At 47.1% G+C, this 14422-nt stretch carries 14 protein-coding genes and 2 pseudogenes; 6 read left to right on the forward strand and 10 right to left on the reverse strand.

Annotated features, from left to right (window positions below; translation table 11 throughout):
* Nucleotides 1-74 precede the first annotated feature (74 nt).
* Nucleotides 75-298: pseudogene (locus HRE53_RS35145) on the reverse strand (transposase); the annotation flags it as partial.
* An 83-nt stretch (nucleotides 299-381) separates the two neighbouring features.
* Nucleotides 382-1386, reverse strand: coding sequence for a LysR substrate-binding domain-containing protein (locus tag HRE53_RS09275; RefSeq protein ID WP_235110114.1), 1005 nt, complete (start codon nucleotides 1384-1386; stop codon nucleotides 382-384).
* A 479-nt stretch (nucleotides 1387-1865) separates the two neighbouring features.
* Here HRE53_RS09275 and HRE53_RS09280 point away from each other — a divergent pair, with 479 nt between their 5' ends.
* Together HRE53_RS09280 and HRE53_RS09285 are read left to right on the forward strand one after the other, a co-directional pair.
* Nucleotides 1866-2105: a hypothetical protein gene (locus tag HRE53_RS09280; protein ID WP_212663178.1), complete on the forward strand. Its 240-nt coding sequence runs from the start codon at nucleotides 1866-1868 to the stop codon at nucleotides 2103-2105.
* Nucleotides 2106-2565: 460 nt separating this feature from the next.
* Nucleotides 2566-3102: a GrpB family protein gene (locus tag HRE53_RS09285; protein WP_235110115.1), complete on the forward strand. Its 537-nt coding sequence runs from the start codon at nucleotides 2566-2568 to the stop codon at nucleotides 3100-3102.
* Nucleotides 3103-3342: 240 nt separating this feature from the next.
* Here HRE53_RS09285 and HRE53_RS09290 read toward each other — a convergent pair whose 3' ends face one another.
* A complete protein-coding gene (locus tag HRE53_RS09290; RefSeq protein WP_235110116.1) occupies nucleotides 3343-3567 on the reverse strand; it encodes a hypothetical protein in 225 nt (74 codons plus the stop codon).
* A gap of 571 nt (nucleotides 3568-4138) precedes the next feature.
* Between HRE53_RS09290 and HRE53_RS09295 the strand changes: the two are divergent.
* From HRE53_RS09295 to HRE53_RS09305, 3 genes and pseudogenes are all read left to right on the forward strand, one after another.
* Nucleotides 4139-5539: pseudogene (locus tag HRE53_RS09295) on the forward strand (DNA polymerase III subunit gamma/tau); the annotation flags it as partial.
* A 125-nt stretch (nucleotides 5540-5664) separates the two neighbouring features.
* Nucleotides 5665-6162 carry a hypothetical protein gene (locus tag HRE53_RS09300; RefSeq protein WP_235110117.1) on the forward strand — a complete coding sequence of 166 codons (498 nt, stop codon included), beginning with the start codon at nucleotides 5665-5667 and terminating at the stop codon, nucleotides 6160-6162.
* Complete coding sequence (locus HRE53_RS09305; protein WP_235110119.1) at nucleotides 6159-6332, forward strand: hypothetical protein; 174 nt, start codon at nucleotides 6159-6161, stop codon at nucleotides 6330-6332. The genes HRE53_RS09300 and HRE53_RS09305 overlap by 4 nt, the downstream gene beginning before the upstream one ends.
* Nucleotides 6333-6337: 5 nt before the next feature.
* Here the strand turns inward: HRE53_RS09305 and HRE53_RS09310 are convergent, their stop codons facing one another.
* Nucleotides 6338-7816, reverse strand: coding sequence for an alpha-amylase (locus tag HRE53_RS09310; RefSeq protein ID WP_235110120.1), 1479 nt, complete (start codon nucleotides 7814-7816; stop codon nucleotides 6338-6340).
* 229 nt (nucleotides 7817-8045) lie between these two features.
* Nucleotides 8046-9122 (reverse strand): magnesium-protoporphyrin IX monomethyl ester (oxidative) cyclase, encoded by a 1077-nt coding sequence (acsF, locus tag HRE53_RS09315; protein ID WP_212663182.1) that lies wholly within the window; start codon nucleotides 9120-9122, stop codon nucleotides 8046-8048.
* Between the two features lie 278 nt (nucleotides 9123-9400).
* Between acsF and bioF the strand changes: the two genes are divergently transcribed.
* The gene (gene bioF / locus HRE53_RS09320; protein ID WP_235110121.1) at nucleotides 9401-10585 is read left to right on the forward strand and encodes an 8-amino-7-oxononanoate synthase; all 1185 of its coding nucleotides are present in this window, start codon (nucleotides 9401-9403) and stop codon (nucleotides 10583-10585) included.
* 52 nt (nucleotides 10586-10637) lie between these two features.
* On the opposite strand, the gene HRE53_RS09325 is transcribed toward bioF, so the two are convergent.
* The 5 genes from HRE53_RS09325 to HRE53_RS09345 form a co-directional block, all read right to left on the reverse strand.
* Nucleotides 10638-11045, reverse strand: a complete 408-nt coding sequence (locus HRE53_RS09325) for a PIN domain-containing protein (RefSeq protein ID WP_235110122.1) — start codon at nucleotides 11043-11045, stop codon at nucleotides 10638-10640.
* 8 nt (nucleotides 11046-11053) lie between these two features.
* Entirely contained in the window at nucleotides 11054-11293 is a 240-nt protein-coding gene (locus HRE53_RS09330) for a DUF2281 domain-containing protein (RefSeq protein WP_235110123.1), read from the reverse strand.
* A gap of 346 nt (nucleotides 11294-11639) precedes the next feature.
* The gene (locus HRE53_RS09335; RefSeq protein WP_235110124.1) at nucleotides 11640-12092 is read right to left on the reverse strand and encodes a GNAT family N-acetyltransferase; all 453 of its coding nucleotides are present in this window, start codon (nucleotides 12090-12092) and stop codon (nucleotides 11640-11642) included.
* Nucleotides 12093-12229: 137 nt separating this feature from the next.
* Nucleotides 12230-12616, reverse strand: a complete 387-nt coding sequence (locus HRE53_RS09340) for a VOC family protein (protein ID WP_235110125.1) — start codon at nucleotides 12614-12616, stop codon at nucleotides 12230-12232.
* Nucleotides 12617-12621: 5 nt separating this feature from the next.
* On the reverse strand, nucleotides 12622-14301 hold the full coding sequence (locus tag HRE53_RS09345) for an ABC transporter ATP-binding protein (RefSeq protein ID WP_235110126.1): 1680 nt from the start codon (nucleotides 14299-14301) through the stop codon (nucleotides 12622-12624).
* Between the last annotated feature and the right edge of the window lie 121 nt (nucleotides 14302-14422).

Here is a 14422-nt window from a genome sequence, read left to right on the forward strand (position 1 = left end):
CTAATTCCGCCCATCAAGTAGTACAAGCAGAGCAAGAACGCCAAACAAAACCACAAGCGGCACGGCCACCCCTACAGACACATAACCAAAACCGTTATAGCCATCGGACTTGCATTGGTGTCAGCCACCTTCGTTAGCATCCGATTCAAGCTACACTGTCGCTTGGCCTGACCAAACCTGCCCTCAACCTGAACTCACACCTTTTCATCATCACGAGCTTGTTGTTTCAGTCGGGCCTGCACCTGGATCGTCCTTAAGGCAGACCACTCAAGTGAATGCCGCACACTTTACACCATCGTCAATTGGCTCAGGTTCATGTTGAAGAGGGTAAATATTGAAATGAACAAAGTGGCTAATAATCAGTCAAAGCAATTCATATCATTATGAAGATATGGCGTCTGATTGCTCTGCTATAGATGAGTGAAAATATGATTTTAAAATTTGCTTCTGAAACAGATCAGTAGTGCTTGGACGGTAATGCTTTAAGCTCTCTAAGACTGAAATTTTTTGCCTAATCATTAGATGTTTAATATCCACCTGGTGAAGTAATCCCAGCTCTAATTCCTTTTGGATAGACATTAACGGCACAAAGGCCGCACCTAAGCCAAACTGAACAGCATTTTTAATCGCTTCTAGAGAACCAAAACTCATTTCTGGCTGTAATCGTTTCAGATCAACATCACCTATAACCAAATCTTGATCAATCACTGAATGGGGCGGTTGTTGAGAGTCAAGGACAATAAACTTTAATTGATATAGATCTTGGAACTCAATGGCGCTAATTGAGGTGAAAGGATGAGATGAAGGCACAATCAGGACGATGGGCTCTTCTGATTCCATCGTCACTTGAGTGAGTTCTCGCAGTTTAAAGGGAATAGGCCCTTCTACAATGGCGATATCTGTTTGGCCATCTGCAATACCTTGGCAAATTTGAGAAGTAGTGCTGATTTGTAATTGCACTGGTGTCTGGGGGTAAAGTTGCCGGTAATGTCCTATTAATCTGGGCAATAAGTAACTCCCCAGCGTGGTACTGGCACCAATGACTAAGTTGCCTGCCTCAAGATTCTTTTGTTCAAGGAGAGCTTGTTGGGCATCTTGGCAAAGCCCCAAAATACGATGACAATACCCGAGCAAAATTTCACCCGAATGTGTCAACTGTACTTTTTGGTGAGAACGATGAAATAAAGTTACGTCCAAATCACGCTCAAGGTGATGAACTCTCTGGCTGGCTGTGGGTTGTGAAATGAACAGCTGATCTGCGGCTTTTGTGAAGTTACCAGTCCTAGCAATCGCATCCATTAACTGCAACTGGTTCAATGTAAAAGGTAAATTCAAAGGAACTTCAATATCTTCTAGAAGAGTCGTTGGCCCATTCGTCGTTAGCATTAATTTCCCTCTGATTTAGCACTATCTCCTTACTGACTTAGGCTGATGTTGGCTCAATTCAGAAACCAATTAAAAAAAGCATTTATACCTAGGGCAGGACCTGTTACGATTCTTAATTATAATTTTGTCTTCGTCAACAGTTGATAGATGAAAGGTTCTGTCCTTTCTAGTAAGGGCTACTTATGAATAGTCCAAAGCTGTCCTTGACAATGAAGATTATGGATTAAAGTTTTGGGCTTCTATCTCTCTGGTCCTATGACTTATCCTCTACTAGTGAGTTATGACTAACTTAGGAAAGACAGATATAAAAATCAGGCCGATTGACTGAGCTTCAGGGAGCAGCTTGTAAAGATGTTTATACTTTGTCCTCAGCTCTTGTCCCTAGAGGTAGGATCTAATTACGCATAAATCTAAAGAAAAACTTAAAGAATCATCGAACCGACAAATTTATGCCTAACTAGCGTTTATGGTAATGTCTCGTGTTATCTCCTTCCTTGCTCCACGACCTATGGCAATTAATTGAAGAGCTGCCTAGTCATCCAGTCATGCGATTGAATGATAGTCGCTTGGTCTCCTGGCTGTTGGCCCAAGTAGAGCGTCGGTTAATCCTGAAGGAAGAAGACGTCAATAATGTTGAGAGATATCTCGGCTCCCATGTTCTGCTCATTCGAGAAATGACTGAATCCAGACAGTATCACTCTTGTCCCTTGGTAATGTGACAAGTGAGGCTCTCCTGTGAAGTTTTTCCCAAAAATCTTGGGAATGCACCTAAAAAATCTCCCATCCATAAAATCGTTTCGTAATACAACGGGGTCATCAACCCATATGTATCAGCCCCAAATATAGGGAGCTGGAATATTGGCAGCAAGAATGTAAGTGAATTGAAAGCAGTACCTTCAAATTCGTTCAGGCTCTGCTCAAAACCTTAGCCTTAGCAAGACAGTGAATCACTACGCGCTCCAGCAGATTGTTGACATAGGAAATGATGACCGAGTCGGTGTCAAATGCAATCAGGTGCATCTTTACCAATATCTGCAGACAGATGAGTCAAACTGAGAGCTAAGTAAACTCATGCCTGCAAAGGGCGAGCCCATGGCTTTAATATCTATTTCTCATCAGGTGTTGGCCAATACATACCTGAGTGGATTCTTGTGTTGATTCACAGAGAGATATCTAAGCATGAGAAAGGTAGAAGTTGTCCCTCACAATCCTGAATGGATAGCGATTTTTCAGGCTGAAGCCACGCGAATCAAGGATGCTTTAGGTGAGAATATCGTTGCAGTCCACCATATTGGCAGCACGGCCATTACTGGCATACAGGCAAAACCGATCATCGATCTGTTAGTTGAGGTGCAGTGCCTTACCCAAGTTGATGAGCAAAATTCACCAATGGAGCAACTTGGCTACGAAGTAATGGGAGAATTTGGTATCCCAGGTCGCCGGTTTTTTCGGAAAAATAACCAAGACGGTATTCGGACGCACCATATCCATATTTTTAACCACAGCTCAACCCAGGTAAAACGTCATCTGGCATTTCGAGATTATATGATTGCCCACCCGACAGATGCTAAACAATACAGCGAATTGAAATGCCAGTTAGCTAAACACACGAATATCGATGGCTATGTAGACGGCAAAGATAGCTTTATTAAAGCCATAGATGTAAAAGCAGCTCAGTGCAAAGCATTACAGGCAGATCAGCAGTCAGGGAGCTGATTCCTCCAAGCAATGCAAGTGGATGCATGATGAAGAGCTTGCCGGGAGCGCTATTCTTGGCTTTCTGCAATCAACGCCAGGCCAGCTTAAATATTGCATCCCTCTCAAAAAGCATCATCAAAAAAAGTTTTCCTTCACTGCTTCTTCTCAGAAGACCGATAACTTGAGAAGCGTGGTTTCATCCCACTCCATACAGATAACTGTTTACCCCAATGCCCCAACCATTGGGGTGTTCTCCATTCAAGAATGAACCCCTCTGAAATTTTTATAGACTGTCAATACCCAGTGATAGGCTTCTTCAAGTCCATCGGTGGTATCAACGTCTATCCCTACCTTTTTCCACTCCTCTACCCGTTGAGGAGAAAGTAGATTTCTGAATTCATCGATGGATGGTATTTCAATAATTTTAGGAGCCTTCAGACCATGGTTATCAATATACCTAGGCGGTTTACCTTTGCGGTTCATGCTTTGGTTTAGATAATGCCATCACTTCAAGAATACCCAAAAAGAAACTTATTTTTAATAGCAGGTGAATGGGGCAGATTGTATAGTTTTATCAAATATCAGAAGTCGCCTGATACTCGTCAGCCCATTCTATAGAGGGCCTCACTTTCAGCAACCCAATCATTATCCAGGCAGTCGTACAGAACCCTATACAAATCTTACTCACTAAAAATAAAGAAAACTGGAAGAATAGTATATTTTCTATCCAACATACCGACCTGCATTGCAATCAATAAGCGTACTAGGATATGGCCCATATTCACATCCAGAACCTTACAAGTTCCGACTATTCCAAAGTTTAGGATCAGCAGATTGTCCAGATTCCCCCAGTCTTTCTGGCCCCTAGTGATCAACAACGGAGTGAATCAACGATTTGCTGCCGCATGGCCTGATTAGAACTGATCACCCTGTCACCAAATAGCTCTCATTATTTCTGAGGCCTTGCTTGAGAAGCGTTAAAAGCTTAGCGCCATTCGGAGGCTCATCCACTAGAGTAGAGGTGGACGCCTTTGCTAATGGATTCGGGCAAGCTGTGGCATACGAACCGCTGCATCATAAATATCGTCCCCAAGTATTTGCGGACTTAGTGGGACAAGATGCGATCGCAACCACGTTGACCAATGCGATCGAGTCCGAACGGATTGCCCCTGCCTACCTATTTACTGGTCCCCGAGGCACGGGGAAAACATCCAGTGCCAGGATCCTAGCCAAATCTCTTAACTGTCTAAATAGCCAGCAACCCACACCCAGCCCCTGTGGTACCTGTTCCGTTTGCCAGGAAGTGGCCCTCGGTTCATCTCTCGATGTCATCGAAATTGATGCGGCCAGCAATACGGGTGTAGATAATATTCGCGACTTAATCGAACGGGCACAATTCGCACCTGTTCAGTGCCGGTTTAAAATCTATTGCCTCGACGAAGTCCATATGCTCAGCACGGCAGCGTTTAATGCCCTGCTAAAGACCTTAGAAGAACCCCCAGATCGGGTGGTTTTTATCCTAGCGACGACGGATCCACAGCGGGTTTTACCGACGATTATTTCTCGCTGCCAACGATTTGACTTTCGACGCATTGCCCTAGATCCGATGATTCAGCATCTGACCTATATTGCTGAACAAGAATCGATTGCCATTACCTCCACGGCTGTAGAGCTAATTGCTCAAGTCGCTCAAGGCGGGTTACGAGATGCGGAAAGTTTACTGGATCAGCTCAGCTTACTCGCGGGTGAAATTGATAACTCTCAAGTCTGGGATTTAGTCGGTTCCGTCCCCGAACAGGCTCTCTTAGCCTTATTGCAAGCCATTATTGCGCAACAGCCTGCTTTGATGGTCGAGCGCACCCATGCCTTGCTCGATCGTGGTCGAGAGCCCTTAACAGTCCTCCAAAATTTGGCTGGATTTTATCGGGATTTATTAATTGCCAAAACAGCTCCCGACCGTCGAGATTTAGTGGCCATCACGGCCCCGACTTGGACGGAACTCTGCCAAGTGGCCCAACAGTTTGAAGTCGAAGACATTCTGGCGAACCAACAGCATCTGAGAAGTTGTGAAGGACAGATTAAAAATTCGACTCAACCTCGACTCTGGCTGGAAGTCTCTCTCCTCGGACTCCTACCGAGAAAGGCATTACCCGAGGAGTCTCCACCCGTACAGCGTCCCCAGCTTGAGATCGGAACTGCACCTGCGATCGCAAGTTCTCCGGTCCCCATTGCTGCCCCAGTTTCAACTCCTAATCCTCTTCCAGGTCCGTCTCTACCGGAACCTGCGATCGCAACGACTCCAGTCCCCACTGCTGAAACCGTTTCAGCCTCTCATCCTCCTTCAGTTTCAGGAGAGACGGAATCTGCGATCGCAAATTCACTCCTCCCCGCGCCTCTCCCCACCCCAGATCCGCCTCCTTCTGTCATTCCGTCAGCACCTGCCGCTGCTGTCCCCCCCCCCAACTCCTGCCACCTCCTATCCAGACATTGAGTTTGACACGCTCCAAGAACTAGAAAGCGCTATCCCCACCGTAGATGAAGAAAAAGAGGCTGAGGAGAGTCGATCAGCACTGGATAATATTGCACCAGAGCCTCCCAGTAATCGTTCTGAGTCCTCCAAACTATCGATTACGCCTAGCGTACGAGAGCAACCTGGGCCAACACCTATTCCTCAGCCCCCCTTCACAAAAACCTACTGAGGCAGCCCCTCAAAGAGACCTCACAGACACTTGGCAGCAAGTATTACAGAACCTCAACTTACCGAGTCGGGCCTTATTAAAAGAACATGGTCAACTGTTGTATTGGCAGGGGCGAGAAGTTCGGGTCGGCATCCGCAAAACGCTACTGCGCTTGGCCCAAGGCAAAGTAACAGAACTGGAAGAAACCTTTGAGAAATGCTTTAATCTCAAAGTTAAAGTCACCTTGAAAGTACTCACAGAAGAGCAAATACGGACTCAGCCACAGGTCTCTGTATCTTTCAAATCCAATGCCCCCGTAACGTCACCCAAGCCTCCATCCACACCTCCTCCCCATAACCGAGAATCCCCAGTCGTAGCCCCCCCCCCAGCCGAGAGGTGACAGAGGCTCCCTCTGCGACCGAACCACCCAGCTGGCAAACAACAACAGAAGATGATATGACATCAGCAGCCCGAAGCTTTGCCCAGTTTTTTAACGGTGCCTTTGTCGACCCAGAGCCGAAAGCCGTTGAAACCAAGGAGACCTCTGCCCCCCTTGAGAAAGACTCATAAATGGGTCAAGGTTGCGGCACCCATACAGAAACAGATCCAGCCTTGCAACAAAACTCCGCCCATCCCTCTTCATTCGTAGTCACAGGCTCTGGAATATGTTCCGTTACATCGACATAAGTTTGCAGTGGATTGCCCACCTCCATCCATTTGCGGCCAGCATCACCATTACTGATCACCACTGCCATGCCCCCCGGATGGTCCTGATCACCTAAGCGACTCCAACCTATACAGTTAGCATGATCAAAATAATCATATTGATCGCCATAGGCATAGGTTCGACGGGCAGCCAAAAACTTATCAATTAACCATTGATGGCTATCCAACCAAATTTCATAGTCATTGCCATCTCGACCTTTATCCTGGTAGTGGGCTCCATAATAATCCGCATAAAAAATGCAGGGATAGCCATCCCGACGCAACAAAATTAGCGCATAAGCAAGGGGCTTGAACCAAGGCTCAACCACAGATTCTAGAGCTTGGAGAGGTTGAGAATCATGATTGTCGACAAGGGTGACAGCTAGGGCAGGCTGTTGTTTAACCAGGGTATCGTCAAAGATTTGGCGGAGGTCATAGTCACACCCCCGATTACTCGCAACAGTGAAGTTGTAATGCAAAGGGGCATCAAAGAGCATGACATCACCCCCCGTCACTTTGACAAAGTGATGGAGCGCTTCAATTTCATCTGACCAATATTCACCGACGGCGAAGATCCGTTTCTCCGAATGTTGACGACAATGCTGGAGCCATTCCGGGAAAAAGTCCGCTTTCACATGCTTAACGGCATCAAAACGAAACCCATCAATATGGGTTTCGTTAATCACCCATTCTCCCCAATGCTTGAGGGCATCCTTTACTTCAGGATGTTGCATATCTAGGTCACACCCCATTAGATAATCAAAGACCCCTTTTTCTAAGTCCACATTGTTGTCAAATTTTTTATCTTTAAACAGATAAACCGCTTGCTGGTCATTGTTATAAGCGTTATAGTCCACTGCATCAAAGTGCCACCAATGCCACTCGAGGTCCGAGTACTTGCCTTGCCGACCTGGAAAGGTGAAATGGGTCCAGACTTTGACCGTTTGCATGTCGCCAATGGGCTGGTACCGATTATCAGGATTCATGGGTCGAGCCTGGGCTTCTTCTTCACCGTCAGCCCCCATCATGTGATTGAACACAACATCGGCATAGACATGAATTCCGGCTGCCTGGGCAGCCTCAATGGCTGCAATATATTCCTCTTTTGTCCCGTACTTAGTCCGAACAGACCCTTTTTGATCAAATTCACCCAAATCATAGACATCGTAAACGCCATAGCCCACGTCATACCCTCCTGATTGGCCCTTATAAGCAGGCGGCAGCCACACCGATGTGACGCCCACATGGGCAAGATCGCAGGCTTTAGTCTTCAACTCATTCCACAGACTGCCATCAGCAGGGTTATACCAGTGAAAAAATTGCATCATTACGCCGTTGGGGTCGGACATAAGCGGTTAAATCCTCATTCAGAAGGCAATTTGCAGATTTTCATCCCTAGATCCCAGGGAAAAATGTATCTGCATCCTAGCGTCAAAAATATTGTGAAGAGAGTAATGACATCAAAGCTCCGTCCGATCTCATGGTTGGCCGCTTATTTCCCAACTAAAAACCACCAAAGAAAAGCGGCTGCTTTGGTGGTTTTTGAAAGGATTTCAGGCTAGAGAAAACTACTGCACTCTAGCGAATAGTGCCTTCTAGCTGTTCGGTAGGAATGGGCTTCATCAAATACAAACGTAAGAAGTTGAATCCGTTGGAGAGGAAGATAGGAAGCTTACGCAGAGTCTTGATGGCGTTAGGTTGCTCAGTAGCATCAATGGCTCGCAACTTCACACAGTTGTCCACACACTCTTCCAGGTGACCATAGAAGCTAGGATGCTGGACATTCAGTACCAAAGGAAAGACACGACCTGCGCTATCATTGGTTTTCTCAATCACATGCTTGTCGTACTCACGGGCATCTAGACCAATCGTGGCGTAGAACCCAGAACGCTGCAAGTCATTGAGGTACATGGTCACGAAGACAGAAAGCAAGAAGAATCTTGCCCAAAGTCTGGCTTTCCAATCGTTGAGCAGTTGAGGCTGAGACCGCATCAAAGCATCAAAGAAGTCACCATGACGGTTCTCGTCTTGGCACCAATTCTCGAAAAATTCGAAAATGGGATAGACGCAATCGTCTGGATTCGCAGCCAAGTGGCGATAAATAGTGATGTAGCGCCAGTAGCCAATCTTTTCAGAGAGGTAGGTGGCGTAAAAGATAAATTTAGGCTTGAAGAAGGTATAGCTACGGCTCTTAGTCAAAAAGCCCAAGTCTAAGGACAATTTGAAGTCGGTCATGGCCTTGTTGAGGAAACCAGCATGACGGGCTTCATCCCGAGACATGAGGTTAAACCCTTCAGCCAACAGAGGATTAATGGTCTTGAGACGACGGCCTAATTCTTTGTAGAGGAGGAAGCCGGAGAACTCCGCAGTACAAGACCGCTCTAGAAATTCGATAAACAAGCGTCGGGTTTCACCATCAATATGATCCCAAGACTTGTCAAAGCGCTCATCACGAGTAAAGTGCTTTTGATTATAGTCAGCCTTAAATTCGGCAATAATGGCTCGAATCTCATCTTCATTGACGGTGAGATCCATCTTGGCCATCTCGTCAAAATCAGTGGTGTAGAAACGAGGGGTAAGAACCGTTTCTTTGGCAGGAACTTTAATCCCGTCACGCAGTTCTTGGGGTTCTGGCTTTTTGAGGGTATCTACCATGGGTGCCTCAATGACTATAATTTGAACAAATTTATCCCACAACAGAAGGGGGGAAACCCTTTAAGCAAAAGAGCTGGAATTGTTAAGAAACCACTATCCTAGCAGTTATTACTCTCAACTTAAATGCTAGCTCTGTAAGCAATATTACCTGAATGCCCGGTTGATGCAGGGCGCGAAGGCACCAAGCGTTACATTTCGCAAAAAGACTCGTTACATTTTGAAAAACATTACGAAGGACCACTCCTAATGTTGAACAACCTATTTCCAGAGGAGCTGTAATGGCTCCTTACGATTGGATTGATTCGGCGTTAGCCACGATTCATAAAGCCCATTGGTATCGCTCTGTCAAAACCATGAGCAGTCCAGGTCCAACGGCTGTACTGAACGGCCAGGAGGTGATCAATTTTGCCAGTAATGATTATCTCGGTTTAGCTGGAGATTCCAGGCTAGCTGAGGCTGCAATCGCAGCCATCAATACCTATGGAACCGGCAGTACGGGGTCACGGTTGCTCAGCGGTCATCGGGTGATTCATGATCAGTTGGAGGTTGCGATCGCAACTTGGAAACAGACGGAAGCGGCGATTGTCTATAGCTCTGGCTATCTCGCCAATATCGGCACCATTACGGCTTTAGTCAGTGGACGAGATTTGGTCCTGGCGGATGCCTACAACCATGCCAGCCTCAGAAATGGCGCACGTCTAAGTGGGGCCACCATCCATGAATTTGGCCATGCCAATGTAGCAGAGTTGCGATCGCTCCTAGAAACCCATCGCTCCCACCATCGTCGCTGCCTTTTGGTGACCGATAGCGTCTTTAGTATGGATGGCGATTTATGCCCATTGCCGGAACTGATTGCCCTGGCTGAAGCCTATGACTGTATGCTCCTGATTGATGAAGCCCATGGGACTGGCGTTCTAGGGGCAACAGGGGCAGGCTGTGTAGAGCATTTTGGTTGTCGTGATACTGAACTCATCCAAATGGGGACGCTGAGTAAGGCCCTAGGCAGCTTAGGGGGCTATGTGGCAGGTTCCGCCAAGCTGATTGATTACCTGCGCAATCGATCTACAAGCTGGATTTATACGACGGGACTCTCACCCGCAGATACGGCAGCAGCGTTGGCGGCGGTAGAGATTATTCGAGAGGGGAATGAGTTGCGATCGCAACTGTGGCAACGGGTCAATCAACTCAAGCAAGCCTTAACCACCCAGCTGGCCTCTGAAGATGAACATCAAACCATGCAGCTCTTACCCTCAGAGTCACCGATTCTCTGTGTACAAATGGCCACACCCGCAGCCGTTTTGACCGCCAGCCAGCAACTCCTTGCCCAAGGAATTTTTGCCCCAGCCATCCGTCCACCCACCGTTCCAACTAGTCGGATTCGGATTTCAGTAATGGCCACCCACCAACCCGAGCAGATTGACCAGCTTATCGTTGCCTTAGATGAGATAGCTCAGGGCAGCTAAATCAGGTTAAGCAATAACTCTTGTCCTCAAGTAATGGAAAGTATTTTTCCGGCTAGAGCTGGCTTAAGAGTTCAGTAGGGGAGTAAATGGGAAGCTGGCTGCCAATGAAATCTTTTGAATCACGGGTAACAATGCCATCCAGTTGATTGAGGAGTGCGCAGGCAAGTTGAATACTGTCTTCAAAGTCTTTTAGCCCAAGACTGAGAGCAGTTTCGACTGTCTGGCGATCAACAGCACAAAATTGGAGACCGATCAGGAGTCGATTAACAGCAGAGATGGCGGCTTCACGACTTTCCGCTTTACGGATGATGTAGAAAATATTGGTAAGGGTGGTTGCAGCGATAGCACCTGCTATATTACCAAGTTCAATTTGCTCAAAGAGAGCAATTGCATTCTCGACAAAGGGTTGGCGTTCCAGGAGTACATCTAGAACAACATTAGTATCGATGAGAACTTTCACAGGAAGGCTTACTGATATTTTTGAGTTAGGTAATCTGTGTATTCTGCTTGCAATTCATGATCGCTAGGAGCTGCTTCAGAACGCTTGGCGATGCCTCGCAGTCCGGTCAGCATTCCAGGTGGGATAGCCTGCGATTGAGAGATATTGAGCTGCTTTTGATGGAGGAATTCGGCGAAGTTGAGAACTTCGTTGACTTGGCTTTCTGGGAGAGATTGAATAAGCTCATAGAGCTTTTCAGCAGCTGTCATGATCTCAGAAGGTAGATGGGTTTGTACTCGTATTATGGCTAAATTCTACGAATGACAGACTTCTATAGGGGAGTTGATCATGTCAGCATTTAGCTCGCAGTGTTGATCAAGTTAATCAATATGATGACAGCGACAGCCGACATGCAATCGAATGAAGCTAGCCAGATAACGTCATCATTTGAAATAGAAGTTCTGCCTCTTAAAAAGATAGCTCTCAAGACCATGGCGAATCTAGAACAATATTCGTATCAATCTAGATCTCCCGTGAAGATCCAATTTCATCCGCCTATCTTCTAATAGAACAGGCACTTCTTAGACAGTTTGTACCAATGATTGCGGCAAATTTTTACGGGCGTTTTTTGATAAATTTCATCTCTCCTTTGAAATCTCCATCTGACTCAACGCCGACTGGAATCCAGTTGAGATGCAAATAGAAACCATAGGCTTTGAGGCTAGGGTCATTGCCTGTCAGTAACCAAATCTCTTCAATCTTCTTTGACCAGAACCAAGTTTCAGCCGCTTGCATTAGGGCACGTCCAGCCCCCTGGCCTTCAAATGCAGGGAGAACGAACATGCCAACCATCGTTTTTTCTGTAGCATTGGCAATTGAGAAGCCAATCGCTCGATCATCAATCTCAGCGATCCATGCACAACAGTCCGTCTCTAACATTTTGGCAACTGACTCTGGCGTAATGCCAAGTTCAGCAATCTCTTCGCGGGATTGATAATTTTCAATGACGCTAGTGCGGATCTCAAACAGAGTCTCGACATCATCCGGTTGAGCCATTCGGATATTCATCTTGTCCTTCCTGGCTTTTGCCCTAGCCTAGGTCTAGCAGTATAGCGATTGAGTTCAGTGTCGATTAACAGCTGTACCATGCAATCAATCTCGCTGATGCTGCTTCAATCTGGCATCAGCGAGATTGAAGAGCAAATCTAGGCTTTAGCATCACCCATATGGTCTGAGATTACAACCAAGTAGCCATCAGGATCGCGGAACCAAATTTCATGCTGCTGGGCATTTGGGTTGATATGGGGTTCCGTGACAATTTCTGGACTGAGTGCCCGAACCTTAGCGACACTCGCATCAAAATTATCTGTGCGGAACCACAAAATCACCCCATTCCCAGTTGGTATCTCAGGACTCCACATCCCTGGATGCTCATGAACATCTTGACGATGCAGTTGCAGCAGCAGCTTCCCTTCAACCGTCAGCATTTCATATTCATCACCACCATGGACGCTTTCACAACCCAAGAGTTTTTGGTAAAACTGACTACTCGCTACCACATCTTTAACGGTGATGAGTGGCTCTATTTTCATGGCTGTTAACCTTCTTGTAAACGAGTTAGTAAGGGGGCGGCTCCGAGCAGGGTTTGTGTATAGAGGTGTTGAGGATTCGTGAAGATCTCTTCTGTGGGACCGATTTCGACGATTTTGCCCTTGTTCATGACGGCAATGCGATCGCAAAAGAATCGCGCCACCCACAAATCATGGGTAATAAATAGGTACGTTAAGTTGAAATCATCTTTCAAAGACTGCATCAACTCCAGCACCTGAGTTTGAATACTGGCATCGAGCATACTCACGGGTTCGTCACAGATCACCAGTTTGGGTTGGGTAATGAGTGCTCTGGCGATGGCAACTCGCTGCTGCTGTCCTCCCGAAATATCGCTGGGGAACCGTTGGGCATAGTCCGTGGTGGGAGTCAGGCCGACCCGCTCCAACATGGCATGCATTTGTGATTGGGCCTCAGCCGGGGTTGCCAACTCATGAATCAGGAGCGGTTCAGCCACACTCTGGCCAATTTTCATCCGGGGATTCAGACAGGCTCGTGGATCCTGGAAGATCATTTGAATTTGGCGGCGACATTGCCGCAGTGCCCGTCCCTCTAGCGTGGTCAACTCCTGCTTATCAAACTGAACGCTCCCCGCCGTCGGCCGCACAAGCTGCAAAATACTACGAGATAAAGTGCTCTTGCCACAGCCGGATTCTCCCACCAAGCCCAGGGTTTCGCCTGCATGAATATTTAAGGTAATCCCGTCTACGGCTTTGATGGCATCCGCAGGTTTAGAGAGGAGACGGGCAATAAAATTGGTTTCTAAGGAGTAATGTTGCTGCACATCTTGAAGCTGCAGCAGCACTGATTGTTCAGATGGACTTTCTTCTATTTCAGGAGCTTCAGCGGCACTGGTTTGTAGATGGAGAGCCGCCTGCAGCAATGATTGGGTATAAGAATGTTGTGGGTTGGTGAGGATTTCTTGAGCTGGGCCTAACTCGACCATTTTGCCCTGGTACATGACAGCAACGCGATCGCAATATTCACTCACCAATGCCAAATCATGGGAAATCAGCAGCAGTCCCATCTGACGCTCTTCACAGAGACGTGTCACCTCTTTCAGAATTTGGGCCGCAACCGTAACATCCAAGCTGGTGGTAGGTTCATCGGCAATCAGCATTTTGGGGTCGAGGAGGAGCGCTAATGCAATCGCTACCCGCTGTCGCATGCCACCACTAAACTCATGGGGATATTGCGTCCATCGTTCTGCAGGGATATTGACAGCACTCAGGGTATCTAAGACCTTAGTTTTGGCTTCTTCAGCCGAAAGCTTGGGTTGATGGACTTTCAGAGTCTCCAGACAATGCTTTTTTACCGTCAACAACGGATTTAAGCGAGTCATGGGGTCCTGAAAGACCAGGGCAATTTCCTCACCTCGGAATCGCTGCAAATCTTTGCCCGTCAAGGTTAAAACCGATCGACCCGCAAAGTTAATCTCGCCTTCTAGTTGAGTTCCGGGGGGCAGCAACTGCATCAAGCCTCGCCCTATGGTGGACTTGCCGCAACCCGACTCTCCCACTAATCCCAGCCGTTCCCCAGCTCCCAGGGCAAAGGAGACTTGATTGACGGCCCAACTCTGGGTCTCGGCTCCCCGCTGCTGAGCATAGGCAATCTTCAGATCGTTAACATGCAGCAAGCCTGCGGAAGAACTCATATCCTGTGGGCGCATAACGTTTACGTCAAGGCTGTTTACGTCGGCAGAGACTCTAAAATCACCAGTATAGCCAGCAACCCTCAACCGGGTCTGATTTTTGCACGCAGGGTCAAATACTGTCTATGATGAGGGTATA

Origin of the sequence: Acaryochloris sp. 'Moss Beach', from assembly GCF_021497025.1 — a bacterium.
Lineage (GTDB): Bacteria > Cyanobacteriota > Cyanobacteriia > Thermosynechococcales > Thermosynechococcaceae > Acaryochloris > Acaryochloris marina_A.